The sequence below is a fragment of the Sphingomonas sp. NFR04 genome (assembly GCF_900114095.1).
Classification (GTDB): domain Bacteria; phylum Pseudomonadota; class Alphaproteobacteria; order Sphingomonadales; family Sphingomonadaceae; genus Sphingomonas.
This window is the reverse complement of sequence record NZ_FORV01000001.1, coordinates 756795-781866: the sequence shown is the minus strand read 5'-3', so window position 1 is coordinate 781866 and position 25072 is coordinate 756795. Positions and strand designations below refer to the sequence as shown.

The following is a 25072-nucleotide window of genomic DNA, read 5'->3' as shown; positions in this document are numbered from 1 at the left end:
ATCTGGCGCATGGGATCGCATGGGGAGTGGATTGTTGGACAGGTTCGATATTCTGATCGTCGGCAGCGGCCATGGCGGGGCGCAGTGCGCGGTGGCGCTGCGGCAGGCGGGGTTTGCGGGCACGCTCGCGGTGATCGGCGAGGATCCCGAGCTGCCCTATGAGCGCCCGCCGCTCTCCAAGGACTATCTGAAGGGCGAGAAGAGCTTCGAGCGCATCCTGATCCGCGCGCCCGCTTTCTGGGAGGAGCGCGCGATGACGATGCTGACCGGCCGCCGCGTCGTCGCGGTCGATGCCGGAGCGAAGACCGTTACCGACGCGACGGGCGTGCAGATCGGCTATGGCGCGCTGGTCTGGTCCGCGGGCGGCAGCGCGCGGCGGCTGGCCTGCAGCGGGCATGATCTCGCCGGGGTCCATGCGATCCGCACGCGCCGCGACGTCGACCAGCTGCTCGCCGAGCTGCCGGCCACCCGGCGCATCGTCGTGATCGGCGGCGGCTATATCGGGCTGGAGGCGGCGGCAGCGCTGGTCAAGGCGGACAAGCAGGTGGTGGTGCTGGAGGCGATGGACCGGGTGCTCGCCCGCGTCGCCGGCGCGCCGCTGTCGCGCTTCTACGAGGCCGAGCACCGCGCGCACGGCGTCGAGATCCGCACCGGCGCGATGGTCGAGTGCCTGGAGGAGCGGGACGGCCGCGTCTGCGGCGTGCGGCTGGCGGGCGGCGAGGTGCTGCCGGCCGACATGGTGATCGTCGGCATCGGTATCGTGCCCGAAGTCGCGCCGCTGCTCGAAGCGGGGGCGGCCGGCGCCAACGGCGTGCGGGTCGACGCGCAGTGCCGCACCAGCCTGCCGGACGTCTATGCGATCGGCGACTGCGCGCTGCACGTCAACCTCTACGCCGACGATGCCGAGATCCGGCTGGAATCGGTGCAGAACGCCAACGACCAGGCGAATGTCGTCGCCAAGCTGCTCACCGGGCAGGACGCGCACTATGACGCGGTGCCGTGGTTCTGGTCGAACCAGTATGACCTCAAGCTGCAGACCGTCGGCCTGTCGATCGGCCACGACACGACCGTGCTGCGTGGCGATCCGGCGGCGCGCAGTTTCTCGGTGATCTACCTCAAGCAGAGGCAGGTGATCGCGCTCGACTGCGTCAACGCCACCCGGGATTATGTCCAGGGCAAGCGGCTGGTGGCCGAGCGGATGACGGTCGAGCCCGCGGTGCTCGCCGATCCGGCGACGGTGCTCAAGGAGCTTTGAGTTGCGCAAGCCCGCCCGCGCGGGCATCCCGTTTCCCAACCAGAAGGAGAAGTGAGGATGTCCGACGCGCCGGTGCTGCTTGCGATGGAAGGCGATGTCGCGGTGGTGCACCTGAACCGCCCCGATCGGCTCAATGCGCTGACGCCCGACATGCTCGATCTGCTTGCAGCGACGCTACGGCGCGCAGCGGAGGACGGCGCGCGGGCGGTGCTGCTGACCGGCGAGGGACGCGCCTTCTGCGCGGGCGCGGACCTCACCGCCAGCGTCGGCATGCGCGATTCGGGTGAGGCGCTGCGGCGGCACTATAATCCTGTGATCGCGACCATGGCGGAGCTGCCGATCCCGATCGTCGCCGCGGTCAACGGCGCGGCGGCGGGAGCGGGGGCCTCGATCGCGCTGGCGGCGGACATCGTGGTGATGGCGCAATCGGCCTATCTGCTGCTCGCCTTCGCCAATATCGGGCTGGTGCCCGATGCCGGGGCGACCTGGCTGATCGGCAAGGCGGCGGGCCGGGCGCGGCTGCTGGAGATGGCGCTGCTCGGCGAGCGGATGCTGGCCGAGGAGGCGCTTGCCAACGGGCTGGTCACCCGGGTGGTTGAGGATGGCGCGCTGCTGCAGGTGTCGCAGGGTCTGGCGACCAAGCTGGCGGGGATGCCTACCGTTGCGCTGGGGCTGATCCGCAAGCAGGTTGGCGCGGCGCTGTCCGGGACGCTGGCCGAGACGATGGAGATCGAGGCCGATCACCAGAGCATCGCCGCCAGGACCGAGGATTGCCGCGAGGCGATCGCCGCCTTCCTCGAAAAGCGGGAGCCGCGCTTCCACGGGCGCTGAGCGCGCGCGACGAAATCGGTTCTCGGGCGTTACGAGGGCCATGCAGAAGCTCTGGTTCATCACCAATCCCAATTCCGGCACCACCTCGCAGGCCAAATGCGAGGCGATGGAAGCGGTGTTCGAGGAGCGCGGGCTGACGCTCGCCGGCCGCACCCGCTTCCCCGAAGACACGCTGCCCGAGGCGGCGAGGCTCTATGCGGCAGACGTCGACACGGTGGTGCTGTTCGCAGGGGACGGCACGATCAACGCGGCGCTGCGCGCGCTCGCCGATTGGGAAGGGGCGTTCCTGATCCTGCCCGGCGGGACGATGAACCTGCTCGCCAAGGCGCTGCACGACGAGACCGATCCGCACAAGATCATCCATGCCGCGCATGGCTGCGATCGCCGGGTCGCGCTGCCGTACATCGTCGCCGGCGAGCATCGCGCGTTCGTCGGCCTGATCCTCGGCCCGGCGGCGAGCTGGTTCCGTGCGCGCGAGGTCGTGCGCAAGGGGCGGTTCGGCCGCCTGCTGGCGGCGGTGCGCGGCGCGTGGCGGAGCACCTTCCACCGGCGCGGCGTGCGGGTGCACGGCGCGCGCGCGCTCGGCGACAGCTACCAGGCGGTGTTCGTCACGCCGACGCTTGAGGGGCTGGACGTCGCGGCGGTCGATGCGCGCGACTGGGGCTCGATCGCGCAGCTCGGCTGGGAATGGGTGACGGGCGATTGGGTCGCCGCGCGCGCGGTGACGGAGAGCCGCACCGAGCAGCTCAAGCTCGCCGAGCGCAAGCCGGTGCTCGCGCTGTTCGATGGCGAGCCCGAAACGCTCGACCCCGGCACCACCATCCGCGCCGGGCGCAGCCTGGAGACCTTCATCGCCACGCGCGCGGAGGTGCCTGCCGCATGACCCGCTTCTTCCATGTCAGCGACGTGCATTTCGGCCGCGAGAATCGCGAGGCGGTCGACTGGTTCAACGCCAAGGTGCGCGACGAGAAGCCCGCCGCGGTGATCATGACCGGCGACCTCACCATGCGCGCCCGCGCCAAGGAGTTCGCCGCCGCCGCCGAATGGCTGGAGAGCCTGGCGGTGCCGACTACGGTAGAGGTGGGCAACCACGACCTGCCCTATTTCAATCCCTTCGCGCGCATGGCGATGCCGTACCGCCGCTACCGCGCACTGGAGCGGATGATCGAGCGGCCGCTCGATATTCGCGGCGTCTCGATCGTGCCGCTCAAGACCACCGCGCGCTTCCAGTTCCGCACCAACTGGTCGAAGGGCCATGTCAGCCACCACGCGCTGCAAAAGTCGCTGGCGCTGGCCGAGGCAGTGCCGGCGGGCGGGCTGGTGTTCGTCGCCGCGCATCACCCGCTGGTCGAGGCGGGCACCCGCGCCACCTCGCGCACCCGCGGCGGCCGGCGGGCACTGGAGGCGCTGGCGCAGGCGGGCGCGAATGCGGTGCTAACCGGGCATGTCCATGACCCGTTCGATATCGAGCACGCCGTCGGCGACCGCGTGGTGCGGCTGATCGGCGCGGGTACGCTTTCCGAGCGCACCCGCGACCAGCCGCCCTCGTTCAACGAGATCACCGTGGACGGCACCAGCTTTTCCACCCGCGCCCGCTTCCTGGGCGAGCCGAGCGTCGCGCTCTAGCGGAACAGCGGCAGCGGCCCGCGCCCGGCGGTCGACCAGGTCTGCCAGTTGGGGAAGACATAGGGCAGATCGGCATTGCTCACCCCGTGCCAGCGGGCGATCGCGCCGAGATACTCCTCCTGCGCGATGCCGGGGATGAAGCGGCCCTCGTTGGTGATGTCGTCGGCCCCGCCCAGCACCGGATCGGGATAGGTGCCGAAGATGCCGCCCTTCGCCACGTCGCCGCCCATCACCAGATGGTTGTTGCCCCAGGCATGATCGGTGCCGTTCTGCGCGTTGCTGGCATAGGTGCGGCCGAAATCGCTCATCGTGAAGGTAGTGACGTTGGCGCCGACGCCCAGCGCCTTCATCGCGCGGTGGAAGGCCGCCATCGCGTCCGCCAGGGCACGCAGCTGGTCGGCATGGTCGCCGGCGGTGGGGCTGCCCTGGATCTGGTTGGCATGGTGATCGAAGGTCGCCATGCTGAGCAGGAAGGTCTGGCGGCTATGGCCGAGCGTGCCGCGCGCCTCGATCATCTTGGCGGTGCCGAGCAGCTGGGCTGCGATGTCGCTGGTGAGCGCGCGGCCGTTCGCGTCGACGAAATAGCGGGAGACGCTGTTTGCGCCCGACAACACGCTGTTGGCGAGATCGGCCTGGTCGAAGGTGTCGCTGAGCGTCGTCTTGACGCCGTCCATGATCGGGCCGCCCTCGCTCGCCGCGAGCAGGGAGGTAGCGAGGTTCTTGGCGGTATCGCGGGTGCTGTAGCCCGCGCGGCCCGGCAGGCCCGAGGCCGGCAGCACCAGCGGGACCGCGGTCTTGCCGATCAGCGCCAGTGTCGAGCCGCTGAGCGAGATCAGCGGCGGCAGCCGGCCACCGGGCATGCGATCGGCCATCCGTCCGAGGAAGCCGTCAGTCGCGGCGTCGCGGGCACGCAGGCCCTGCCAATGCGCCTGCTCGTCCGAATGGCTCATCAGGTTGCTCGGGCGCAGATCGGGCCGCGACAGATAGGTCGCCTTGGTCAGCGGCGCGAACAGCGTGCCGGTATTGAGTACGAGCGACAGCGCGCCTTCGTCCCAGATCGGCCGCAGCGCCGCCATCGCCGGGTGCAGCGCGTAGCTGGCGTTGGTCAACGGCGTCAGCGTGTCGCGCGGCAGGGCCACGACACCGCGCGCGGCCTGATAGGCAGCGTGTCGCGCGTCGGTGGGTACCACCATGTTCCAGCCGTCATTGCCGCCATAGAGGAAGATGCCGACCATCGCGCGGTAGCTGCCGCTGGGGGCGGCGATGGCGGCGGTACGGCCCAGCTGCGCCATGGCGGCGGCCGCGCCGGTACCGGCGGTGAGGCGCACGAAATCGCGTCGGGAAAGCGTCATCGGATCGGTTCCTTACCGGTCGACCAGGAATTGCGGGCTGGTGGCAGCGATGTAAACCAGCATCTGCGCGCGCTTGCGGGCGCGGACTTGCGAGTTCTTGTCATTAATGGCGAGCGCGGCGGTGCGCAGTGCAGCCCGCTGTGCGGGTGTAATGCTATTGCCTAGCAATAACACATCCACGCCTGCGACCATGGCGTCGACATTGTCTCCGAACGACGCCCAGGTCGCCCATGCGGACCGCGTGCCGGAAGCGGCGCCAAACCCGGTGGGTGCCTTGAATTCGGCGGTTGCGACGTCGCTGCGCACCGTCCACTCGTACATCATGTTGTGGAGGCGCAGCACCGTGCTGCTGTTGAGCAGCTTCGACGCCGGGTTGTAGAGCGTCGCGCTACCCTGCAGCGGATAGTCGATGGGATAGAAGTTGAACACCGAGGGCGCGTTCATCACCGGCTGGCCAAGGCTGGTGTCGCGCATCGCAAACGCGAAGCCGTCGGTCGTCATGCCGATCGCGCGGGCGAGCGATACCATCGCCAGCACCGGCTCCTTCAGCTTGCCGCGATCGTTGCGGGGGGCGGTGCGCGCTTCCGGATCGGTGAGGACCGCGCGAACCACCGCCTTCAGGTCGCCGCGGATACCCTGGCCGTTGTTGGCGAACACCGCCGCCACCCGGCCGATATAGTTGGGGCTGGGGTTGGCGGTCACCAGATGGACGATCAGGTGGCGCGACACGAAGGGCGCGGTGGAGGGATGGTTGAACGCGGCGTCCACCACCGCATCGACGCTCGCCTCCTGGCTGGCCCCGGCCGGCACGCGGGTGCCGAGGAACTGCTTCTCGCCCGCATCATAGCGATCGGGCACCGGGATCATCTGCTTGACGTCGTCGCCGGCCAGCTGGTTGGTGATCGCGGCATTGCCGATCCGTGCGCGGTCCCAGCCGGTCAGCGCGCGGGCGACGCCGCGAATATCGTCGGGCCCGTAATTCGGCACGGTGCCGCCGGTGGCATCCCGACGCGGCGAGCCGTTCTGGTTGAGCATGTTCGGGCCCATCGAGAACAGCTGGAGCATTTCGCGCGCGTAATTCTCGGACGGGGCGGTCTTGTTGCTCCCCGCCATGTTCAGATAGCGGCCCATATAGGGGTTGAGCGTCACCGCCTTGAGCAGCGTGCGGTAATTGCCGAAGGCGTTGTCGAGGAACAGCTGGTTGAACGCCGCGATTCCTGCCGCGGAGCGCACCTCCTGCTCGGATGCGACGATCATCTGCGACAGTGCGAATGCCACGCGCTGGCGCAGCTGGTCCGGTGCCGAGACGGCGTTCGCATAGAAGCGCATCGCCACCGTCGTACGGCTGAAATAGCGGCGATTGCAGGGAACGTCCTTGCAGTAATCGATCCGCCGCGCGACCGCGAGATCGGCATAGGTGCTGCCGCGCGCGGCGAACTGCTGGTCGAGCCAGCCGTCGGTGCCCAGCTTCGAGATCTGTTCCAGCACCTGCGGCGTGGGGCCGAAGGTCGTCTGGCGCGCCAGGCGGATGCCGTCGGTCACCTGGGATTGTGCCGGCGAAAGGCCGGCATTGGCCGCCGACAGGTCGACCAGCCCGCTGGTCATCCGGCTGTCCGCCAGGTTGATGTTGTCGCTGCTGCCGTCGCAAGCCGACAGCAGGCCCGCCGCGCCAAGCGCAGCCGCCGTCCATATCCGTCGCATGTCTGAAAATCCCCGCCCGCAGGTTTTGCCGCGTTGCACCCAAGCTGTACGGGGTAGCGGTTTTTTAAGAAAGACCTGTCCCAGAGTGGGATAGTCTGCAACATCATGAAGAAAACAGCGTTTCTGGGGAACGATACGGTGCCGTATCGAGAATCGATGCGGTCGGCCGTTGCGGTTCAGCGGCGGCTAGGCGGGAACCGCTGCATCCGAAAAGCATTTCGCGACGTGGCGATGTCGCGTCCAAGCTGCGTCGGCAGCGGAGGCGGCATCTTGCCGCGGCGCGTGACGGGTGCGTTGCACCAATTCGGGTAGGGTTGCGGGCTCTCCGCTGCGAGCGCGGGAACGCCACGCACGAAAAAGGGCGGCCCGTTGCCGGACCGCCCCTTGTTCCTGGCCGAAGCCGAGACGCTTAGCGCTTCGAGAACTGGAAGCTACGACGGGCCTTCGCCTTGCCGTACTTCTTACGCTCGACGGCGCGGCTGTCGCGGGTCAGGAAGCCGGCCTTCTTCACCGGGGCGCGCAGCACCGGCTCATACTTGGTCAGCGCCTGCGAGATGCCGTGCTTGACCGCACCGGCCTGGCCCGAGAGACCGCCGCCCTTGACGGTGCAGATCACGTCATACTGGCCCTCACGCTCGGCGACACCGAACGGCTGGTTGATGACGAGACGCAGCGTCGGACGCGCGAAATAGACTTCCTGGTCACGACCGTTGATCGTGATCTTGCCGGTGCCGGGCTTCAGCCAAACGCGGGCAACGGCGTCCTTACGACGGCCGGTGGCATAGGCGCGGCCATACTGGTCCAGCTCCTGCGCGCGCAGCGGCATGGTCGGGGCAGCCGGCTCGGCGATTTCGCCGGCCAGATAGGCCTCGGCAGCGGCGGCAGCCGGAGCGGCGGGCTGGCCTTCGGTCGGCGCGGCGGCGGGCTGGCCGAGCGCTGCACCCAGGTCGGAAAGCGACTGGCGGTTGTCAGACATTATGCACCCACCTTGTTCTTGCGGCTCATGCCGGCGATGTCGAGAACCTCGGGGTTCTGGGCTTCATGCGGATGCTCCGAACCGGCGAAGATGCGCAGGTTGCGCATCTGCTGGCGGCCGAGCGGACCGCGCGGGATCATGCGCTCCACGGCCTTCTCCAGAACGCGCTCCGGGAAGCGGCCTTCGAGAACCTTGGCGGCGGTGATGCCCTTGATGCCGCCCGCATAGCCGGTGTGCTTGTAGTACACCTTCTGGCCGAGCTTCTTGCCGGTGAAACGGATCTTGTCCGCGTTGATCACGATGACATTGTCACCGCAGTCGACGTGCGGGGTAAAGCTGGTCTTGTGCTTGCCGCGCAGGACGTTCGCGATCACCACCGCTGCACGACCGACGACGAGCCCTTCGGCGTCGACGATGTGCCACTTCTTCTCCACCTCGGCCGGCTTGGCCGACTTGGTGGTCTTCATCAGCGCCTTCATGGCCTGTGACCTTTCGCGTAGGAAATGCATTCGCGCCACCGTTGCCGGCAGCGCGATTGATGCCCCTCTGACGATTTGGGCCCTGAAAGTCAAGAAATGCGTGGGTTTGCTGACGGGTAAAATAATACCTGTCGGTTCAGCGGGTCTCTTCGGCGATCCAGCGGGTGACGGCATTGCCCGCTTCGACCGGCCATTGCTCGATCACCGGCAGGTCATAGCCATGGATCGCGGCGATCCGCTCGCGCAGGCGCAGCGCCAGGGCAGGGCGGGTCTTGAACAGCGCGGGCACTTCCTCGCCGCGCTCGATGCCACCCTGCCAGCGATAGATCGAGGTGCAGGGAGCGAGGATGTTGACGCAGGCCGCCAGCCGCTCCGCCAGCACCGTCTCCGCCACCCGCTCGGCATCGGCGCGGCTGGCGAAGGTGACGTACAGCAGCGCGGTGTCGCTCACCGCGCCCGGCCGACGGCGTGGACGCCCCAGACGGTGGCGCACACCAGCAGCGCGCCGACCAGCTGGTGGGTGGCGGCGACATGGAGGCTTACACCGGTCATCACCGTGGCGATGCCGAGCAGGATCTGGATGCCGAATGCGGAGTGGATCGCGATCGAGGCGCGGCGATCGCCGGCGGCCTTGGCCTTGCGGGCGAGAACAATCAGCCCTGCGACGACCACCCAGGCCCACCAGCGATGGATGAAGTGGACGATCGCCGGATCGTACAGCGCGGCATGCAGCGGGCTCTCGCCGATCTGGCTGACGCCGGGGAAGAGGCGGTCGTTCATCAGCGGCCACTGGTTCGTCACCAAGCCGGCATCGAGCCCTGCTACCAGCGCGCCGTAGAAGAGCTGGATCGCCAGCAGCACCAGCACGCCCGCGCCGAGGCCGGTCAGCCGAGCGGGGCGCTCGGCATGGTTGGCGGCGAGCGCGCGCAGGTCGAGCATCGTCCAGACGATGCCGCCCAGCGTGAACAGCGCGGTCATCAGGTGCGTCGCCAGCCAGAAATGGCTCACCGAGGTGCGGGTGTGGTTGAGGCCCGACTTCACCATCCACCAGCCGAACGCGCCCTGCAGCCCGCCCAGCGCGAGCAGCGCGACCAGCCGCCAGCCATAGCCCTGCGGGATCTGCTTGCGGATCCAGAACCACAGCAGCGGCAGCGCGAACACCATGCCGATCAGCCGACCGAGCAGGCGGTGGATATATTCCCAGAAGAAGATCGACTTGAACCCGGCCAGCGTCATGCCCTGGTTGAGCTGCTCATATTGGCCGATCCGCTTGTAGTGATCGAACTCGGCCTGCCACTGCGCGTCGTTGAGCGGCGGAATGATGCCGGAGATCGGCTTCCACTCGGTAATCGACAGGCCCGATTCGGTAAGCCGGGTAATACCCCCGACCACGACCATCGCGACGATCATCGCGGCGACGACGAACAGCCAGTGCGCGAGCGCTCTGGGGCGGGCGGTGAGGGGGAGGATGGTCATTTTCAGCACGTACCGCGATGTACGCGCTCGGGGAAGCGGGCGCTAGCTGCCGGCAGGTGGACTTTCGGGAAGCGCGGGCGGCGCGGGCGGGGGTGCCGGCTGGCGCTTCATCGCGATGTCGATCAGCGTCTCCAGGCGGATCACCCGCTCGCGCGTCTCGATCGAGTGGCGGCGGGCCTCCTCGGCAGTGGTCAGCGCCTGCTCGACCTTGTGCTGGAGCAGCGCGACCTGCTGGAGGGCGCGCAGTGCATCGGTCCAGAAGCTCACTGGCGCGCCCAGCCGGAGAGGGCGGTGGACAGCGCATCCCAGTCGATCGTGGAATCGGCCAGCAGTTGCTCGCGGACCTCGGCGCGATAGGCCTCCTCGTCGAAGGCGGTGGCGGCGGTGCGCGCGGCTTCGAGCTGCGCGAAGGCCTCGTCCGTGCGGGCGTTGGCCTGTTCGAGCTGGGCGAGCAGATCGCGCATCAGCGCCATCTCGGCATCGGTCGGTTCGGTATAGCGTTCAGCGGCGGTCCGCATGAAGTCGCTCACCGTCATGTCTGCGGCTTCCGCATTGGCGGAAATGCGCCGCTTTTCCTCGGGCGATACCAGCACGACGACACGGCTGGAGCGAGTCTGGGGAAGCTGCGTAGCCATGTGCATGTACATGGCATGTGCATGTAGGAGGTTCAAGGATGCAAGTGTTTCCTCCCCCGCCAGGGGGAGGTGGCGCCGACGGCGACGGAGGGGGAGGATGCCAGAACCTCTCGGGCCGTCGTGCTACCTCCCCCTCCACCATGCTTCGCATGGTCCCCCTCCCCCTGGCGGGGGAGGATACGGAATCCCTTACGCCCGCACGCCGTCGGCCAGCTCGGCTTCGTTGTAGCGGAGCGCCTTCAGTACCGTGTCGACGATGTTGGCGGCGTTGAGCCCGGCTTCGTCATACTGCTTTTCGGGCTTGTCCTGGTCCTGGAACGCGTCCGGCAGGCGCATGGTGCGCAGCTTGAGGCCGGCGTCGATCAGCCCGGTGTCGCTCGCCAGCGTCAGCACATGCGCGCCGAGACCGCCGATTGCGCCTTCCTCGATCGTCACCGCCACTTCATGCGTAGTCAGCAGGCGGCGGATCAGGTCCTCGTCGAGCGGCTTGGCGAAGCGCAGGTCGGCGACCGTCGTCGAAAGCCCCTTGGCCTCGAGCGTGTCGGCGGCCTTGAGCGCCTCCGCGAGGCGCGTGCCGAGCGACAGGATCGCCACCTTCTTGCCCTCGCGGACCACACGACCCTTGCCGATCTCCAGCCGCTCCGGAACCTTGGGAAGTTCCAGCCCGACGCCGTTGCCGCGCGGATAGCGCAGCGCGATCGGGCCGCTGTCGTGCAGCGCGGCGGTGTGGGTCATATGGACGAGCTCGACTTCGTCCGCTGCCGCCATCACCACGAAATTCGGCAGGCTGGCGAGATAGGTCACGTCGAAGCTGCCGGCATGGGTCGCGCCGTCCGCGCCGACCAGCCCGGCGCGGTCGATCGCGAAGCGGACCGGCAGGTTCTGGATCGCGACGTCGTGGACCACCTGGTCATAGGCGCGCTGCAGGAAGGTCGAGTAGATCGCGCAGAACGGCCGCATCCCCTGCGCCGCGAGGCCCGCAGCGAAGGTGACTGCGTGCTGCTCGGCGATGCCGACGTCGAAGGTCCGATCGGGGAAGGTCGCCTGGAACTTGTCGAGACCGGTGCCCGAGGGCATCGCCGCGGTGATCGCGCAGACGGCGGGGTCGCGCTCCGCCTCGGCGAGCAGCGCATCGGCGAAGACCTTGGTATAGGCCGGCGGGCCCGGGGGCGCCTTGGCCTGGGCGCCGGTGATCACGTCGAACTTCTGGACGCCGTGATATTTGTCCGCCGCCGCTTCGGCCGGGGCATAGCCTTTGCCCTTCTTGGTCACGACATGGATCAGGATCGGGCCCTGCTCGCTGTCGCGCACATTCTCCAGCACCGGGATCAGGTGCTCGAGATTATGGCCGTCGATCGGGCCGACATAATAGAAGCCCAGTTCCTCGAACAGCGTGCCGCCGGTCGCCATGCCGCGGGCGAATTCCTCCGCCTTGCCGGCCGCGACGGTAAGGCGGCGCGAGAGCTTGCGGGTGAAGCGCTTGGCCAGCTCACGCAGGCCCAGATATTCGGACGAGGAGATCAGCCGCGCCAGATAGGCCGAAAGCCCGCCCACCGGCGGCGCAATCGACATGTCGTTGTCGTTGAGGATTACCACCAGCCGGTTGCCGGCCGCCTCGGCGTTGTTCATCGCCTCATAGGCCATGCCCGCGCTCATCGCGCCGTCGCCGATCACAGCGATCGCCTTGCCCGGCGCCTCGTTCAGCTTGTTGGCGATCGCGAAACCCAGCGCCGCCGAGATCGAGGTCGACGAGTGCGCCGCGCCGAACGGATCGTACTCGCTCTCGCTGCGCTTTGTGAAGCCGGAGAGGCCGCCGCCCTGGCGGATCGTGCGAATCCGGTCGCGGCGGCCGGTGAGGATCTTGTGCGGGTAGCATTGGTGCCCGACGTCCCAGATCAGCCGGTCGTCGGGGGTGTTGAACACATAGTGAATCGCCACCGTCAGCTCGACGACGCCCAGGCCGGAGCCGAGATGTCCGCCGGTGGAGCCCACCGCACTGATGGTTTCGGCGCGGAGCTCGTCGGCCAGCTGGCGAAGCTGGGCGGGGGCGAGCTTCCGGAGGTCCTGCGGCGTGTCGACCGTGTCGAGCAGCGGCGTCTTGGGTAGGTCAGCCATGGGCTTTGTTAGCGCAACGTTAGTCTCAAGTCGAACGGTCTGTTGGGCAGGTCAGTCGCACTTGCCGCACTTGCCGCGCACCTCGATCACCGGGCGGACCGGCGAAAACCCGGCGTGCTGCGCGGCGGACCGTACGTTCTTGGTGATCGAATCGTCGTCGATATGGGTGGTCTGGCCGCAGCTGTCGCACACCAGGAAGATGCAGTCGTGCAGGCATTCCGGGTGCGCATTGGCGACATAGGCGTTCGCGCTTTCCACCCGCCGCGCCAGATTGGAACCGACGAACAGGTCGAGGATGCGATAGACGCTGTTGGCGGCCACACGGCGCCCCTCGGCCTTCGACACCGCCTCGGCGATGTCATAGGCCGAGGCGGGCTTTTCGAACCCGGCCAGCGCCTCGAATACGCGCTCGCGCATCGCCGTCCACTGCTCGCCGGCCTCTTCCAGCCGGGTGCGGGCCGCCTTGGTGAGATCGGCCCCGTGGTGCTCGTGATGATTGTGCGCGGACATGCAGAAGATTTAGGCGTTGCGGGGCGCTGCGGCAAGCAGCGGCCAATACGGGTTCAATAGGTGGCGCGGCGATTGAGGTCGTGGCCGAGCGCGACCAGCGACACGCCGACCAGCGTCCAGAAGGTCTCGAACCCGCCATGCGGCAGGCTCAGCGCGCCGCCCATGATGCCGAGTCCGAACGCGCCCACCGCAGCGGGCGCCATATAGCCATGATGGACGATGCCCCGGCCCAGCGCATAGATGCCGAAGCCGATCGCCAGCACCAGGCCATATTCATGGATGTGCGGGTTGAGCAGACCGCCCGCGGTCGACACGAGCGTCAGCAGCACCGTCGTCGCGATGCAATGAATCAGGCACAAGCCGCTGATCCCGATCGCAATGCGATCGAAAGCGCCATCCAGGCCCGCCCACCAGCGGGCTAGAGGGGTGCTCAACGACATGGGCGCCATATAGACCCGCCTTCGCGGCGGTACAATATATCATGGCGCAATTTCGTGATGGATCGCGGAAGGCGCGCGTGTGCTGGCTACGGTAGCAACCTCGGTGCCGCGACGGCCGTTATCGAAGAAGGATCGAGGACGCGCAGAGATGGCCATATGCGTTGCAATAACTGCAACTGCACTTTACCAAATCGTACGACGCGTTGAGCAAGTGGAGGCCGTGTCGGCAGGGTAGGCCGGATGACGCTCTAGGGTACGTCACCCGACCATGCCCATGCTGATTATTATAGGTTATCCTCCCTGCTTTTACCAGCGTGCTTGCGTCGATTTGATCGTGTTTTGTGCGGCGTTGGCTGAGCGGCTTCCGAGATAATGTACCTGCGCCGCGTCGGTGGCGTTCACCGCGAGGAGCGAGCGTGCTTCGGCGGTGGTGCGCACCGATCCGCTGCGCTCGGCTGCGGTATCGAGCAACCGGTCGAGCAGCGCCTGGCCTTCTTCCCACCAGCCGATTCCGCTGGCGGCGTTGAGATGGCCCTGCGGCCCGGCGTTGACGAACAGGCTGCCCCAGCCGCGCGCCAGATCCTCGGAGCGTTCGATCGACATCCATGGATCATCGCTGCTCGCCACCACCACGCTGGGGAAGGGCAGAAGAGTCGCCGGCGTCGGGCGGAAGGCATGCAGTTCCGACGGCGCCGAGTCGCGGTCGACATCGGCGGGCGCGACCAGCAGCGCGCCGGCAACCGGGGTGCCGAAGGTCTGCCCGGCAAGCGCCGCCCACCAGGCGACGGCGAGACAGCCCAGGCTATGCGCCGCGAGCACCACGGGCGCCTGCGCCTGCCGGATCGCCTGGTCGAGCTTGGTCACCCAGGCGTTGCGATGCGGTGTATCCCACATGCCGAGTTCGACTCGGTGCGTGTCGGGGCGGGATTGCTCCCACAGCGTCTGCCAGTGCGACGGCCCGGAGCCGCCGAGGCCGGGGACGGTGAGGATGATCGGCGAGCGATCATCGATCGGCGAAAAGATCGTCATTGCGTTCCTCTCCTTGGTCCTTGGAGGGACTGGCCGGACCTCTTCTATAATCCCTACCAGATTAGTGGGCAATAAGGCGTGCGTCGAACGGAGGAGCGGTTGCGCCGAGGCGTTGGCGGCGCCTAAAGGGCGAGCATGGCAAAGCTTCGCGCCGATCAACTGCTCGTCGACCGCGGGCTCGCCGAGAGCCGCACGCGGGCACAGGCGCTCATCATGGCCGGGCTCGCCTTCACCGGCGAGCGCAAGATCGAGAAGGCGGGTCAGATGCTCGCCGAGGATGCGGCATTGGAGGTGCGCGGCCGCGACCATCCCTGGGTCTCGCGCGGCGGCATCAAGCTGGCGCACGCGCTGGAGCATTTCGCCTGGGACGTGACCGGCGCGGTGGCGATCGACGTCGGCTCGTCGACCGGCGGATTCACCGACGTGCTGCTGACCAACGGCGCGGCGCGTGTCTATGCGGTGGACAGCGGCACCAACCAGCTCGCCTGGAAGCTGCGGCAGGACGAGCGGGTGGTGGTGCTGGAACAGACCAGCGCGCGCATCCTCACGCCCACGCATATCCCGGAGCCGCTCGATGTGGTGGTGTGCGATGCGAGCTTCATCGGGCTGGCCAAAGTGCTCGACGTGCCTTTGGGCTTCACCCGCCCGGGCGCGCGGCTGGCGGCGCTGATCAAGCCGCAGTTCGAGGCAGGGCGCGAGGAAGTGGGCAAGGGCGGGGTGGTCCGCGATCCTGCCGTGCACGAGCGGGTCTGTGCGGAGGTGGCGGCCTGGCTGGAAGGCAAGGGCTGGCAGGTGCTGGGCGTGACGCGCAGCCCGATCACCGGGCCGGAGGGCAATGTTGAATTTTTGATCGGGGCTGTCTCCGCTGCTTAGCTCACGATCAGCGGACCTTAAAACCGGGTTTCTCAGGTGGAGTGGCTTAGAGGGGTGTGTCGTGGCGAACTGGTCAATTCATTCTAGGTGGATCATTGGAATACTTGTAGCCCTATTGATCGGCGTTTTGTCGGTAAATTGGGTCGCAGTGAAAGATCTTTCAAGTATTATCTCGTTTGCCGTTGGTCTTTCGTCATTGGTTTTGGCGGTTATAGCGATATTTCAGTCGCTAACGTCAAATGCCAACGTAGAAAGCACCTTGGTATCTGCTCGTGATGCTGCTTCTCAAGCTTCGATTGTTTCTCAAGGTCTTGTCGATAGTTCGAATCTAATAAGGGAAATCGCTGCAGAGGCTCAGGCGGCTTCCTCTTCCGCGCTAGATGCAGTGAAAGATCTGTCTTTGGCGGCAAGTAAAATAATCGATAGTAACGAGCAAAATAGTAATGCTATAAGGCAAATTCAAGACGGTCTTAAGGGGCGTTCCCCCGAAGCTGATAATGTTTTGCCAGGCAAAAATAATGAGGTAAATTATAATCTTAAAAGCTTCTCGATGGGCGGGGCTGCTTTGGTTTATGCGCTTGCTTTAGCATATAAGAATAGAGTGTCATTCAAATTGAAAGATGTTTTAAAATCTGAGCGGGATCTTAATTTTGAGCTTTGATATGTAACAGCGTTGCAGAACTTGGGCTTCGGCGACATTAAATTTGATGGTGAGATCATTTCGGTGGGTTCGCTACCCGAAGAAATTTTAAGTACTATGATGAGAGCTAAGTCGGCATCTTACACCGGGGTCTCTACGCAGGATAGCCATAAGAGGCGCGTGGCTGATGTCGATGCCTACTTCGAGGCCCTACATGCGGAGTAGGAAATATTTGTTCCGGCTGAGGATGGTTGCATGAACGCATTGGCATCGAAGGCGCAGCTGCGGCGTGGTTTCTGGCGCCGCGCGCTGGTGACGGTGCCGGTGGTGGTACTGCTCGGCTTCGGATCGGCGATGGTCGCGCCCGCCGGGGACCAGAACCCCTGGTTCACCGCGCTCGCCAAGCCGGCCATCCAGCCGCCCAACATTGCCTTTCCGGTCGTCTGGACGATCCTCTACGTGCTGATGGGCCTGGCGCTTGCCCTCGTGTTGAGCGCGCGCGGCGCGCGGGGGCGAGCGGCGGCGGTCGCGCTGTTCGTCCTCCAGCTTGCCGTCAACCTCGCCTGGTCGCCGATCTTCTTCCGCTTCCACATGCTCGATCTCGCGCTGATCGTGATCGTGGCGCTGGCGGTGCTGGTGGCGGTGACGATGGTCGCCTTCTGGCGCGTCCGCACGCTCGCCGGGCTGATGCTGCTGCCCTATCTTGCCTGGGTGTGCTTCGCGAGCGTGTTGTTTTCGCAGGTCCGCGATCTCAATCCGGATGCGGAAAAGATTGCGTCGGCGGCCCCGAACGCCCACATCCACCTCGAAACGCTTTGACTGGGATTCTTTGACATGCAGACCGACAACCGCCTGTTCGACGATCTGGTGAAGATGGTGAACGGCGCCGCCGGCACCTTCGCCGGCGTGGCGCGCGAAGCCGAGGCCGGCGCCCGCGAGCGCGCCCGCGAATGGATCGGCGGGCTCGATTTCGTCAGCCGCGACGAGTTCGAGGCGGTGAAGGCGATGGCGGCCGCGGCGCGCGACGAGGCCGATGCGCTGAAGGCGCGCCTCGATGCGCTCGAGGCGAAGCTCAACCCGCAAGGGAATGCGTGACGCTGGCTAGGCTTTCCTTGTCCACAGCTTTCGGCAGCGGGGCGCAGGCGCAAGCTTGTGCCCCGTCCGCGCGCTTGGCACTAGCGGGCATGGCTACACGACCGGGGGCGACATGGGCATGCTAGACGAAGCGGAATTCGACCGCGACGCCGCGGCGCCCATCGACATGCTCGAAACCTATTTCGCCGCCCATGGCTGGTCCCATGAGCGCGAGGACGACGAGATCGTCGCCAAGGTGAAAGGCAGCTGGACCCAGTACGAGCTCCGCGCGATCTGGCGCGAGGACGATGGCGTGCTGCAGTTCATGGGCTTCCCCGACGTACGCGTGCCCGAGGAGCGGCGCGGGCTGGTCTACGAGACGATCGGGCTGGTCAACGAGCAGCTCTGGATCGGCCATTTCGAGCTCTGGTCGTCGACCGGCATCCTGCTGTTCCGCCACGCCGCGCTGATCGACGGCGACGAGGGCGCGTCGCTGACGCTCGCCCAAGCCGAGCTGCTGGTGGAAAGCGCGATCGACGAGTGCGAGCGCTTCTACCCCGTCTTCCAGTTCGTCCTGTGGGGCGGCAAGACGCCGAGCGAGGCGATCGCCGCGGCGCTGATCGAGACCCAGGGCGAGGCCTGACATGACGGCGCTGCTCGAACGGATCTGGCTGGTCGGTGCCGGCAATATGGGCGGGGCGATGCTCCGCCGCTGGGCCGGGGCGGGGATCGACGCGTCCGCGATCACCGTCATCGATCCGGGCAGTCCCGCCATTCCCGAAGGCGTGCGGCATGTGACCGCGCCGCGCGAGGGCGAGCGGCCGACCGCGCTGGTGCTGGCGGTGAAGCCGCAGCAGCTCCACAATGTCGCGCCGGTGCTGGCGCCCTTCGTGGCGGGCGTGCCGCTGCTCGTGTCGATCCTTGCGGGCGTGGAGGTTGCGACGCTGGCGGATGCGCTCGGCGCGAAGACCGTGGTGCGCGCGATGCCCAATCTGCCGGTGGCGATCGGCAAGGGTGTCGTCGGCTTGACCACGCCGAGCGACGATGCCGAGGCGCGCGCGGCCGCCGAGACGCTGATGGCGCCGCTCGGGCTCGTCGAATGGGTGCCGAGCGAGCCCATGCTCGATGCACTGACCGCGCTCGCCGGCTGCGGCCCCGGCTTCGTCTTCCGCTTCGTCGATGCGCTGGCCGCGGCCGGCGCGGCGCTGGGACTGCCCGCCGACCAGGCGCAGCGCCTCGCGCTCGCGACGGTGGAAGGTTCGGGCCTGATGGCGGCAGCGGCGAGCGAAAGCCCGGCGGTGCTCGCCGACCGCGTGGCGAGCCCGGGCGGCTCGACCCGCGAGGGGCTGAATGTGCTCGACCGCGACGATGCGTTGAAGACGCTGCTGCGGGAAACCCTTGCAGCCTCTGCCCGCCGCAACGCCGAGATGGCCGCCGAAGCGCGCAAATAGCGCGTTACTTTACGGAACGCCTAGTATTCCCAGCGGTTAAGCCTCCGATCCCACGTATCGACGGAGGCTGACATGGCTACGACGACCGAACCGAAGCGGACTGCGAAGACCAGCGCCAAAGACAACGGCAAGACGAGCAACAACGGCACCAGCCTGGGCGTGATCGCCGGCGCGGCGGCTGGCGGCGCGGCGCTCGGCCTGCTCGCGATGCTCGGCCGCAAGGCGGCGGTGCAGGCGCCGAGCGCGCTTGCCGGCAATTGGGACGATGCGCTCAAGGCCGAGCACAAGGCGGTGCTCAAGGTATTCGACACGCTCGAAGCGACCGACGACAAGGCGACGATCCGCCGCAACATGCTCCTCGCGCACATCAAGCATGCGCTGGTGAAGCATGCGATCGAGGAAGAGAATGTCATCTACCCGGCGCTCCGCGAAGCGGGGAAGACCGAGCAGGCGGACGAGCTCAATGCCGAGCATGGCTATGTGAAGCAGTTCCTCTACGAACTGGAGAACATGCCGAGCACCTCGCCCAAGTGGCTGGAGAAGGTGAAGGAATTCCGCGCCGCGCTGGAAAAGCACATCCGCGAGGAAGAGGACCAGCTGTTCCCCGAACTCCGCGCCCAGCTGAGCGAGGAAAAGAACAAGGCACTGACCCTTGCGATGAACAAGGAAGGCTTCAAGGTCGCCTGATCGACCCTTCCCGTCATTCCGGCGAAAGCCGGAATCCATTGGGGCCTCCGTCTCGGCTCTTGCCTTGAACGAATGGCGTCTGGATCCCGGCTTTCGCCGGGATGACGGCTTCCAGGAAATGACGGGCGCTCAGCGCCCCAGCGTCGCCACCCGGCCGCGCTCGTCCTCGGGCATCAGCCCTTCGAGCACGGCCCAGAAACCCCCGACGGCTCCCTGGCCGGCGCTCGAATAGGCGCCGGCCATTTTTTCGCGCAGCGCCTCGAACAACTCCGATTCCAGCTTCGCGCCTGCTTCGGTGAGCCGCAGCAGCCGCTGCCGCCGGTCGCGCGTGCCCGCGCGCGTCTCGACCAGTCCACGCTCGGCCAGCTCGCCCAGCACCCGGCCCAGCGACTGCTTGGTGATCGCCAGCAGCGAGAGCAGTTCGCTCACCGTCAGATCCGGCTTGCGCGCGATGAAATAGAGCGCGCGGTGGTGCGCGCGGCCGAGCCCCTGGCGCGCCAGCCCGTCGTCAATCGAGCGGGTGAGGTGCGAGTAGCCGAAATAGAGCAGCTCGATGCCGCGCCGGATTTCGGGTTCGCGCAGGAAGAGGGGAGAGGCAGGAATTGGGGCAGCCATGTTGACCGTTTCTGCCACCGCGCCTAGTCCTGCGCAACCCGAGGCTCTGGGGACGAGAAAGACCGAGTGATGGAAGACGCGACGATCCTGGATTTCGAATTCGAAGCCCACACCAACCCGCGCAGCGGCGACGACCGCGCGACGATCCTCGCGAACCCCGGCTTCGGCAAGGTATTCACCGATCACATGGCGGTGATCCGCTATTCGGCCGACAAGGGCTGGCACGATGCGCGCGTCCAGCCCTATGCCCCGCTCCAGATCGACCCCGCCTGCGCGGTGCTCCATTATGCGCAGGAGATCTTCGAGGGCCTCAAGGCCTATCGCCTGCCCGATGGCGGCGCGGGGCTGTTCCGCCCGGGCGAGAACGCCCGTCGCTTTCGCGAATCCGCCGAGCGCATGGCGATGACGCCGCTGCCCGAGGAGCTGTTCCTCGCCTCGATCCGCGCGCTGGTCGAGGCCGATCGCGACTGGATCCCGGAAGGCGAGGGCGCGTCGCTGTATCTGCGCCCCTTCATGTTCGCGAGCGAGACCTTCCTCGGCGTGAAGCCGGCGAGCGAATATCTTTACTTGGTCATCGCCTCGCCTGCGGGCGCCTATTTCAAGGGCGGCGCGCCGTCGGTGACCTTGTGGGTGTCCGATCATTACACCCGCGCGGCGCCGGGCGGCACGGGCGCGGCCAAGTGCGGCGGCAACTATGCCGGCAGCCTGGTCGCCCAGGCCGAGGCGATCCGCCAGGGCTGCGACCAGGTCGTGTTCCTCGATGCGGTCGAGAACCGCTATGTCGAGGAGCTGGGCGGCATGAACGTGTTCTTCGTCTTCGACGACGGCAGCATCGCCACCCCGCCGCTTGGCGGCACGATCCTGCCGGGCATCACCCGCGAATCGCTGATCACGCTGGCGCGCGGCGCCGGTGTCGAGGTCCGCGAGGAACGCTATTCGATCGACCAGTGGCGCGAGGACGCCAAGAGCGGCCGCCTGCGCGAAGCGTTCGCCTGCGGCACCGCCGCGGTGGTGACGCCGATCGGCGCGGTGCGTGGATCCGGCCTCGAGTTCCAGATCGGCAATGGCGGCCCCGGCATGCTCACCGAGAAGCTGCGCGAGCAGCTGGTGGGAATCCAACGCGGGGTGGCACCGGACCCGCACGGGTGGCTTGAACGTCTGTTCTGAGGCTCTATAAGCCCGCTTCCCGTTGGGGCGTCGCCAAGTGGTAAGGCAACGGTTTTTGGTACCGTCATTCGGAGGTTCGAATCCTCCCGCCCCAGCCAGTTTCTTGAAATCCTGATCCGAAGTGGAGCGCGCCCGCAGGGGCGCGCTCCCTCGGTTTATCCGCGCAGCTGCTTCACCGCATGGTCTGCCGCGCGCATGGTGAGTGCCATGAAGGTCAGCGACGGGTTGACGCAGGAGGCGGAGGCCATCTGGGCGCCGTCGGTGACGTAGAGGTTCGGCGCGTCGTGCGCCTGGCTGAAGCCGTTGAGCACCGAATTGCGAGGATCGGTGCCCATGCGCGCGCCGCCCATTTCGTGGATGGCGTCGCCGGGGACGTGCTCGCCTTCGTTGCTCGTCACGTTCTGCAGGCCCGCGGCGCGCAGCATTGCCTCGCCCTGCACCTTGGCGTCGGCGATCAGCTTCAGCTCATTCTCGCGGAAGGTCACGTCGAAGCGCATCAGCGGCACCCCGAAGCGATCGACCTTGCTCGGGTGGAGCGAGACGCGGTTGTCCTTGTAGGGCAGGCACTCGCCGAACGCCCCCATGCTGAACCGCCACGGGCCGTAGCGGCGCATGCCGTGCTTCATCTCGGCACCGAAGCCCACCGGGCCCGCCGGCTGGCGCCAGGCGCTGCCCTGATAGCCATAGCCGCGCTTGAAGCCCACGCCTTCCTCGCCGCCGATGTTGCGGAAGCGGGGGATATAGACGCCGCCGGGTCGCCGGCCATATTCGATCAGGTCGGTCATGCCCGGGATCTCGCCGTCGATGCCGACGCGGAAGATATGGTCCATGACATAGCGGCCCAGCGTGCCGCTGCTGTCGAAATGGCTGCGCTCGCTGCCCGGCGCGCGCGAGTTGAGCAGGATCTGGTTCGATCCCATCGCCGAGGCGCAGAGGAAGACGAGGTCGGCATTCACCACCTGCGCCTGGCCCGTCTTGGCATCGACATAGCGGACGCCGGTGACGCGCTTCTTCGCCGCGTCATATTCGAGGTTGGTCACCACTGCATCCGACTGGAGCGTCAGCTTGCCGGTCGCGCGCGCGGCGGGGAGGGTGACCGCCTGGGTGGAGAAATAGGCGCCGAACGAGCAGCCATTGCCGCACTGGTTGCGGAACTGGCACTTGGTGCGGCCCTGGTCCGGCTTGTCCTCGGTCATGTTCGACAGGCGGGTGTTGATCAGCTTGCGGCCGGGGAATTTGGACTCCAGCCGTTCCTTCAGCCACTTCTCGGCGATGTTCATCGGCATCGGCGGCTGGAAGTTGCTGTCCGGCAGATAGGGCAGGTTCTCGCGCGAGCCGGAGACGCCGATATAATCCTCGACCTTGGCGTACCACGGCGCGATGTCGTCATAGCCGATCGGCCAGGCGCCATCGACGCCCTCGCGCTTGTTCGCGTCGAAATCCTCGGGTGCCCAGCGGAAGCTCCAGCGGCCCCAGATCAGCGACTTGCCGCCCACCGCGCCGGGGCGGATCCAGTAGAATTTGCTGCCCTCGTCGAACGCATAGGGGTTCATGCGGTCGTTATTGTAGAAGCCCATGTTGCTGGGCTGCACATAGCCGCGCTTGGCGATGAAATAATCGCGTTCCTGCAGCGGCTTGGGCATGATGTTGTGCGCGGGCACCTCATAGGCGGGCTTGCCGTCATACGGATAGTCCTCGCCATGCTCGACCATGCGGCCGCGATCGAGCATCAGCACGCGGAGGCCCTTTTGAGTCAGTTCCTTCGCGGCGAAGCCGCCGCTTACGCCGGAGCCGATGACGATCGCATCGAACCTGTTGGTTGCAGCCATGATGTTTCCCTCTCCCAGGGAGTGTTGTTGGTTTAGAAGCGCAGCGTCTGCAGTGTCTTGAAGCTGGTGGTGATGTCCGGAAGATAGGGCGCGGGCGCCTCGTCATTCTCGACATAGAAGTGGCGGACATGCGCGCTGGACGGACGCTTGAACAGCGCCGCGAAGTCGATCGTGCCGGTGCCCACCGCGGTCATCTTGCCATCGGGGCGCATGTCCTTGACGTGGTACGAGTAAAGACGCTTGTTGAGTCGGTCGATCAGCGCGGCCAGGTCCTGGCCCGCGCGCTTGGCCCAGTAGAGGTCGAGCTCCACCTTCACCAGCGCGGGGTCGGTCGCCTTGAGCAATCGGTCGTAGAGGCTAACGCCGCCGGGCTTGTTGGTGAACTCGAAATCATGGTTATGATAGGCGAAGTCGAAGCCCGCCTTCTTGAGGTCGCGCGCGAACTTGTTGAAGTTCGGCAGCGCCGCGTTCCAGCCCGCCTCGGTGCGATGCTCGTCGCTCATGTAGGGCAGCACCACGGTCTTGGCGCCGAGCGTGCGCGCCATCGCCACCGACTTGTCGAACTGGCCCAGCAGCGAGTCATAGGGGATGTGCAGCGAGGGGCAGCGCAGGCCGGCCTTGTCCATCGTGGCGCGGAGCATCGCCGGGTCCATGCTGTCATAGCCGCCACCGCCGAACTCGATCTCGCGATAGCCGATCTTCGCGATCGCATTGAGCGTGCCGACCGGATCCTTCTGGAAAATGTCGCGGACGGTGTAGAGCTGGATGCCCACAGCGGGGATCTGCGCGGCGAAGGCCTGCGGGATCAGGCGATCCATCAGCGCGAGGGCAGTGACGCCGCCCGCACCGGCGAGCAGGGTACGACGGGTGATCATCATGCGCTGTACACCTTGTTGACCTGGGAATAGGGGAAGGCGCCGTTATATTCGCCCGGCACCGGCAGATATTCGCGTTCCTGGGTGATGCCGATCTCCGAGGTGTAATACCCCGTGATCACCAGCTGACGGAACGCCTCGAAGAAGGTCTTGCCGCCCGGGATCTGGCCGTTCATCGCCAGGGTGAGCAGCGCGTCCTGCTGCGCAGGCGTCGCCTTGGCGGCGGCGACCTTGTAATCCTGCTGGGAGCGCGCCTCGATCGCGTCGAGCCCGGCGACGATCGGCACGCGATCGTCCGGCATCGCCCAGTCGGCGAGCAGCTTCTCGATGAAGGCGGGCACGCCCGCGGAAATCGCGCCCGGGGTGTCGGTGGTGGGGATCACCCGCTCGCTCAGCGCCGTCATCAGCGCGCGCTGGGCAGGGGTGAACACGGCGACGCTGGGCGGGCCCTCCTGGATCATCTGCGTCGCGGTCATCTGCGCGGCGCGGGCGATGGGGGCGAACACGCCCGCCCCGAACAGGGCGAGCACGCCGGTCAGTGCGGCGCGACGGTCGATGTTCATTTGCGGTCTCCCGGAAGGTCCTGGGCGATCGCGCTTTCCGGCAGCGGGCGCACCCAGATATTGCGGAACGACACCGGCGAGTCATGGTCCTGCAGCTGGATCGGCAGGGCATCGGCATGCGCGGTATATTCGGCGACATGGCGCCAGTTGGTGGTGCCGAGCATCGCCTGGTGATTCTGCACCAGCACGCCGTTGAGGAAGGCGGTGATATAGGCCGGGCGCAGCAGCTTGCCGTCGGCGGCGAAGCGGGGGCGCTCGAACACCACGTCGTAGCTCTGCCACTCGCCGGGCTTGCGCGACGGGTTCACCAGCGGGGGCTTCCAGCCATAGACGCCGCCCACCGTGCCGTCGGCATAAGTGGGGTTCTGATAGCCGTCGAGGATCTGGATCTCGTAGCGCTGCATGAACCAGATGCCGCTATTGCCGCGATCCTGCGAGCTCTTGGTCGGCGGGTTGGGCGAGCGGAACTCCAGGTGGAGCTGGACGTCGCCGAAATTCTGCTTGGTGATCAGCGCATTCTCGCCGCCGCTGCTGGCGCGGGTCGGCACGGTGAGCACGCCGTTCGCGATCGGCCACAGCTTGCGCTGCGCAGTCCAGGCGTCGAGCGAGCGGCCGTCGAACAGCACGATCGCGTCCGAAGGCGCGCCGCCGGGCTGCGCCGCGGGGGTGACGACGGTCGGGTAGGGGCGGTCCGAGTCATGGACGTGCCAGTTCCCGCCGCCCGGCAGGATCGGGGTGTCCTTGAATCCCGGCTTTTCCTGTGCCGCAGCGGGCGTCGCGGCAAGCACCGCCATACCCGCGAGCAGCAGCTGTGTGCGTCTCGTCATGCTTCTCTCCCTGAATTCTTCAGGCCGTCGGGCGTCCCCATCCAAA

The 25072-nt window shown here is 66.8% G+C and carries 29 protein-coding genes and 1 tRNA gene; 13 read left to right on the top strand and 17 right to left on the bottom strand.

What is annotated here, in order from left to right; all coding sequences use genetic code 11:
• The first annotated feature begins 34 nt into the window (after positions 1-34).
• Genes BM009_RS03480 through BM009_RS03465 form a run of 4 tightly spaced genes read left to right on the top strand, consistent with a single transcriptional unit; the run spans position 35 to position 3712 of the window.
• Positions 35-1255 carry an NAD(P)/FAD-dependent oxidoreductase gene (locus BM009_RS03480; protein ID WP_093293861.1) on the top strand — a complete coding sequence of 407 codons (1221 nt, stop codon included), beginning with the start codon at positions 35-37 and terminating at the stop codon, positions 1253-1255.
• Positions 1256-1312: 57 nt separating this feature from the next.
• A complete protein-coding gene (locus tag BM009_RS03475; protein WP_093293859.1) occupies positions 1313-2086 on the top strand; it encodes an enoyl-CoA hydratase-related protein in 774 nt (257 codons plus the stop codon).
• Positions 2087-2126: 40 nt separating this feature from the next.
• Complete coding sequence (locus BM009_RS03470; protein ID WP_093293857.1) at positions 2127-2969, top strand: diacylglycerol/lipid kinase family protein; 843 nt, start codon at positions 2127-2129, stop codon at positions 2967-2969.
• Positions 2966-3712: a metallophosphoesterase family protein gene (locus BM009_RS03465; RefSeq protein WP_093293855.1), complete on the top strand. Its 747-nt coding sequence runs from the start codon at positions 2966-2968 to the stop codon at positions 3710-3712. The genes BM009_RS03470 and BM009_RS03465 overlap by 4 nt, the downstream gene beginning before the upstream one ends.
• On the opposite strand, the gene BM009_RS03460 is transcribed toward BM009_RS03465, so the two are convergent.
• The 12 genes from BM009_RS03460 to BM009_RS03405 form a co-directional block, all read right to left on the bottom strand.
• Positions 3709-5064, bottom strand: coding sequence for a DUF1501 domain-containing protein (locus BM009_RS03460; RefSeq protein ID WP_093293853.1), 1356 nt, complete (start codon positions 5062-5064; stop codon positions 3709-3711). The two genes, BM009_RS03465 and BM009_RS03460, sit on opposite strands and share 4 nt — an antisense overlap.
• A gap of 12 nt (positions 5065-5076) precedes the next feature.
• Positions 5077-6765, bottom strand: a complete 1689-nt coding sequence (locus BM009_RS03455) for a DUF1800 domain-containing protein (protein ID WP_093293852.1) — start codon at positions 6763-6765, stop codon at positions 5077-5079.
• A 409-nt stretch (positions 6766-7174) separates the two neighbouring features.
• Positions 7175-7741: a 30S ribosomal protein S9 gene (rpsI, locus tag BM009_RS03450; protein ID WP_093293849.1), complete on the bottom strand. Its 567-nt coding sequence runs from the start codon at positions 7739-7741 to the stop codon at positions 7175-7177.
• Positions 7741-8220, bottom strand: a complete 480-nt coding sequence (gene rplM / locus BM009_RS03445; protein ID WP_019369452.1) for a 50S ribosomal protein L13 — start codon at positions 8218-8220, stop codon at positions 7741-7743. The genes rpsI and rplM overlap by 1 nt, the downstream gene beginning before the upstream one ends.
• Before the next feature lie 136 nt (positions 8221-8356).
• Positions 8357-8671 (bottom strand): divalent-cation tolerance protein CutA, encoded by a 315-nt coding sequence (cutA, locus tag BM009_RS03440; RefSeq protein WP_093293847.1) that lies wholly within the window; start codon positions 8669-8671, stop codon positions 8357-8359.
• On the bottom strand, positions 8668-9696 hold the full coding sequence (locus BM009_RS03435; protein WP_093293844.1) for a COX15/CtaA family protein: 1029 nt from the start codon (positions 9694-9696) through the stop codon (positions 8668-8670). The genes cutA and BM009_RS03435 overlap by 4 nt, the downstream gene beginning before the upstream one ends.
• A gap of 42 nt (positions 9697-9738) precedes the next feature.
• Positions 9739-9963, bottom strand: coding sequence for a hypothetical protein (locus BM009_RS03430; RefSeq protein ID WP_093293842.1), 225 nt, complete (start codon positions 9961-9963; stop codon positions 9739-9741).
• A complete protein-coding gene (locus BM009_RS03425; protein ID WP_093294611.1) occupies positions 9960-10331 on the bottom strand; it encodes a plasmid mobilization protein in 372 nt (123 codons plus the stop codon). Before BM009_RS03425 ends, BM009_RS03430 begins: the two co-directional genes overlap by 4 nt.
• Before the next feature lie 189 nt (positions 10332-10520).
• Positions 10521-12446, bottom strand: a complete 1926-nt coding sequence (dxs, locus tag BM009_RS03420) for a 1-deoxy-D-xylulose-5-phosphate synthase (protein ID WP_093293839.1) — start codon at positions 12444-12446, stop codon at positions 10521-10523.
• Positions 12447-12497: 51 nt separating this feature from the next.
• Entirely contained in the window at positions 12498-12956 is a 459-nt protein-coding gene (locus tag BM009_RS03415; RefSeq protein WP_093293837.1) for a Fur family transcriptional regulator, read from the bottom strand.
• Between the two features lie 53 nt (positions 12957-13009).
• On the bottom strand, positions 13010-13396 hold the full coding sequence (locus BM009_RS03410) for a MerC domain-containing protein (protein ID WP_254772171.1): 387 nt from the start codon (positions 13394-13396) through the stop codon (positions 13010-13012).
• Positions 13397-13702: 306 nt separating this feature from the next.
• A complete protein-coding gene (locus BM009_RS03405; RefSeq protein WP_093293832.1) occupies positions 13703-14425 on the bottom strand; it encodes an RBBP9/YdeN family alpha/beta hydrolase in 723 nt (240 codons plus the stop codon).
• Between the two features lie 135 nt (positions 14426-14560).
• Between BM009_RS03405 and BM009_RS03400 the strand changes: the two genes are divergently transcribed.
• From BM009_RS03400 to BM009_RS03370, 7 genes are all read left to right on the top strand, one after another.
• Positions 14561-15298 (top strand): TlyA family RNA methyltransferase, encoded by a 738-nt coding sequence (locus BM009_RS03400; RefSeq protein ID WP_093293828.1) that lies wholly within the window; start codon positions 14561-14563, stop codon positions 15296-15298.
• A gap of 61 nt (positions 15299-15359) precedes the next feature.
• Positions 15360-15959 carry a hypothetical protein gene (locus BM009_RS22105; RefSeq protein ID WP_139216521.1) on the top strand — a complete coding sequence of 200 codons (600 nt, stop codon included), beginning with the start codon at positions 15360-15362 and terminating at the stop codon, positions 15957-15959.
• A 234-nt stretch (positions 15960-16193) separates the two neighbouring features.
• Positions 16194-16757: a TspO/MBR family protein gene (locus BM009_RS03390; RefSeq protein WP_093293822.1), complete on the top strand. Its 564-nt coding sequence runs from the start codon at positions 16194-16196 to the stop codon at positions 16755-16757.
• Between the two features lie 15 nt (positions 16758-16772).
• On the top strand, positions 16773-17033 hold the full coding sequence (locus BM009_RS03385; RefSeq protein WP_064310044.1) for an accessory factor UbiK family protein: 261 nt from the start codon (positions 16773-16775) through the stop codon (positions 17031-17033).
• Between the two features lie 112 nt (positions 17034-17145).
• Positions 17146-17655, top strand: coding sequence for a type III secretion system chaperone family protein (locus BM009_RS03380; protein ID WP_093293819.1), 510 nt, complete (start codon positions 17146-17148; stop codon positions 17653-17655).
• 1 nt (position 17656) lies between these two features.
• Positions 17657-18463 carry a pyrroline-5-carboxylate reductase gene (gene proC / locus BM009_RS03375; protein ID WP_093293815.1) on the top strand — a complete coding sequence of 269 codons (807 nt, stop codon included), beginning with the start codon at positions 17657-17659 and terminating at the stop codon, positions 18461-18463.
• Positions 18464-18535: 72 nt separating this feature from the next.
• Positions 18536-19150, top strand: coding sequence for a hemerythrin domain-containing protein (locus BM009_RS03370; RefSeq protein WP_093293813.1), 615 nt, complete (start codon positions 18536-18538; stop codon positions 19148-19150).
• Positions 19151-19279: 129 nt separating this feature from the next.
• Here BM009_RS03370 and BM009_RS03365 read toward each other — a convergent pair whose 3' ends face one another.
• Positions 19280-19765 (bottom strand): MarR family transcriptional regulator, encoded by a 486-nt coding sequence (locus BM009_RS03365; RefSeq protein ID WP_093293810.1) that lies wholly within the window; start codon positions 19763-19765, stop codon positions 19280-19282.
• Positions 19766-19834: 69 nt separating this feature from the next.
• Here BM009_RS03365 and BM009_RS03360 point away from each other — a divergent pair, with 69 nt between their 5' ends.
• Positions 19835-20932 carry a branched-chain amino acid aminotransferase gene (locus BM009_RS03360; protein WP_093293808.1) on the top strand — a complete coding sequence of 366 codons (1098 nt, stop codon included), beginning with the start codon at positions 19835-19837 and terminating at the stop codon, positions 20930-20932.
• A 23-nt stretch (positions 20933-20955) separates the two neighbouring features.
• Positions 20956-21030, top strand: a tRNA-Gln gene (locus BM009_RS03355).
• Between the two features lie 57 nt (positions 21031-21087).
• On the opposite strand, the gene BM009_RS03350 is transcribed toward BM009_RS03355, so the two are convergent.
• The 4 genes from BM009_RS03350 to BM009_RS03335 are packed head-to-tail and all read right to left on the bottom strand — an operon-like array spanning position 21088 to position 25026.
• Positions 21088-22761 carry a GMC family oxidoreductase gene (locus BM009_RS03350; RefSeq protein WP_093293804.1) on the bottom strand — a complete coding sequence of 558 codons (1674 nt, stop codon included), beginning with the start codon at positions 22759-22761 and terminating at the stop codon, positions 21088-21090.
• 32 nt (positions 22762-22793) lie between these two features.
• Positions 22794-23639 (bottom strand): sugar phosphate isomerase/epimerase family protein, encoded by an 846-nt coding sequence (locus BM009_RS03345; protein ID WP_093293802.1) that lies wholly within the window; start codon positions 23637-23639, stop codon positions 22794-22796.
• On the bottom strand, positions 23636-24199 hold the full coding sequence (locus BM009_RS03340) for a gluconate 2-dehydrogenase subunit 3 family protein (protein WP_093293799.1): 564 nt from the start codon (positions 24197-24199) through the stop codon (positions 23636-23638). Before BM009_RS03340 ends, BM009_RS03345 begins: the two co-directional genes overlap by 4 nt.
• The gene (locus tag BM009_RS03335) at positions 24196-25026 is read right to left on the bottom strand and encodes a 3-keto-disaccharide hydrolase (protein WP_093293797.1); all 831 of its coding nucleotides are present in this window, start codon (positions 25024-25026) and stop codon (positions 24196-24198) included. Before BM009_RS03335 ends, BM009_RS03340 begins: the two co-directional genes overlap by 4 nt.
• Between the last annotated feature and the right edge of the window lie 46 nt (positions 25027-25072).

Bases quoted from the DNA above. Each gene is read 5' to 3' on its own strand.
- BM009_RS03475 (WP_093293859.1), top strand. From the start codon at position 1,313: ATGTCCGACGCGCCGGTGCTGCTTGCGATGGAAGGCGATGTCGCGGTG.
- BM009_RS03470 (WP_093293857.1), top strand. From the start codon at position 2,127: ATGCAGAAGCTCTGGTTCATCACCAATCCCAATTCCGGCACCACCTCG.
- BM009_RS03465 (WP_093293855.1), top strand. From the start codon at position 2,966: ATGACCCGCTTCTTCCATGTCAGCGACGTGCATTTCGGCCGCGAGAAT.
- BM009_RS03460 (WP_093293853.1), bottom strand. From the start codon at position 5,064: ATGACGCTTTCCCGACGCGATTTCGTGCGCCTCACCGCCGGTACCGGC.
- BM009_RS03455 (WP_093293852.1), bottom strand. From the start codon at position 6,765: ATGCGACGGATATGGACGGCGGCTGCGCTTGGCGCGGCGGGCCTGCTG.
- rpsI (WP_093293849.1), bottom strand. From the start codon at position 7,741: ATGTCTGACAACCGCCAGTCGCTTTCCGACCTGGGTGCAGCGCTCGGC.
- rplM (WP_019369452.1), bottom strand. From the start codon at position 8,220: ATGAAGGCGCTGATGAAGACCACCAAGTCGGCCAAGCCGGCCGAGGTG.
- BM009_RS03435 (WP_093293844.1), bottom strand. From the start codon at position 9,696: ATGACCATCCTCCCCCTCACCGCCCGCCCCAGAGCGCTCGCGCACTGG.
- BM009_RS03425 (WP_093294611.1), bottom strand. From the start codon at position 10,331: ATGGCTACGCAGCTTCCCCAGACTCGCTCCAGCCGTGTCGTCGTGCTG.
- dxs (WP_093293839.1), bottom strand. From the start codon at position 12,446: ATGGCTGACCTACCCAAGACGCCGCTGCTCGACACGGTCGACACGCCG.
- BM009_RS03415 (WP_093293837.1), bottom strand. From the start codon at position 12,956: ATGTCCGCGCACAATCATCACGAGCACCACGGGGCCGATCTCACCAAG.
- BM009_RS03410 (WP_254772171.1), bottom strand. From the start codon at position 13,396: ATGTCGTTGAGCACCCCTCTAGCCCGCTGGTGGGCGGGCCTGGATGGC.
- BM009_RS03405 (WP_093293832.1), bottom strand. From the start codon at position 14,425: ATGACGATCTTTTCGCCGATCGATGATCGCTCGCCGATCATCCTCACC.
- BM009_RS03400 (WP_093293828.1), top strand. From the start codon at position 14,561: ATGGCAAAGCTTCGCGCCGATCAACTGCTCGTCGACCGCGGGCTCGCC.
- BM009_RS03390 (WP_093293822.1), top strand. From the start codon at position 16,194: ATGAACGCATTGGCATCGAAGGCGCAGCTGCGGCGTGGTTTCTGGCGC.
- BM009_RS03385 (WP_064310044.1), top strand. From the start codon at position 16,773: ATGCAGACCGACAACCGCCTGTTCGACGATCTGGTGAAGATGGTGAAC.
- BM009_RS03380 (WP_093293819.1), top strand. From the start codon at position 17,146: ATGGGCATGCTAGACGAAGCGGAATTCGACCGCGACGCCGCGGCGCCC.
- proC (WP_093293815.1), top strand. From the start codon at position 17,657: ATGACGGCGCTGCTCGAACGGATCTGGCTGGTCGGTGCCGGCAATATG.
- BM009_RS03370 (WP_093293813.1), top strand. From the start codon at position 18,536: ATGGCTACGACGACCGAACCGAAGCGGACTGCGAAGACCAGCGCCAAA.
- BM009_RS03365 (WP_093293810.1), bottom strand. From the start codon at position 19,765: ATGGCTGCCCCAATTCCTGCCTCTCCCCTCTTCCTGCGCGAACCCGAA.
- BM009_RS03360 (WP_093293808.1), top strand. From the start codon at position 19,835: ATGGAAGACGCGACGATCCTGGATTTCGAATTCGAAGCCCACACCAAC.
- BM009_RS03350 (WP_093293804.1), bottom strand. From the start codon at position 22,761: ATGGCTGCAACCAACAGGTTCGATGCGATCGTCATCGGCTCCGGCGTA.
- BM009_RS03345 (WP_093293802.1), bottom strand. From the start codon at position 23,639: ATGATGATCACCCGTCGTACCCTGCTCGCCGGTGCGGGCGGCGTCACT.
- BM009_RS03340 (WP_093293799.1), bottom strand. From the start codon at position 24,199: ATGAACATCGACCGTCGCGCCGCACTGACCGGCGTGCTCGCCCTGTTC.
- BM009_RS03335 (WP_093293797.1), bottom strand. From the start codon at position 25,026: ATGACGAGACGCACACAGCTGCTGCTCGCGGGTATGGCGGTGCTTGCC.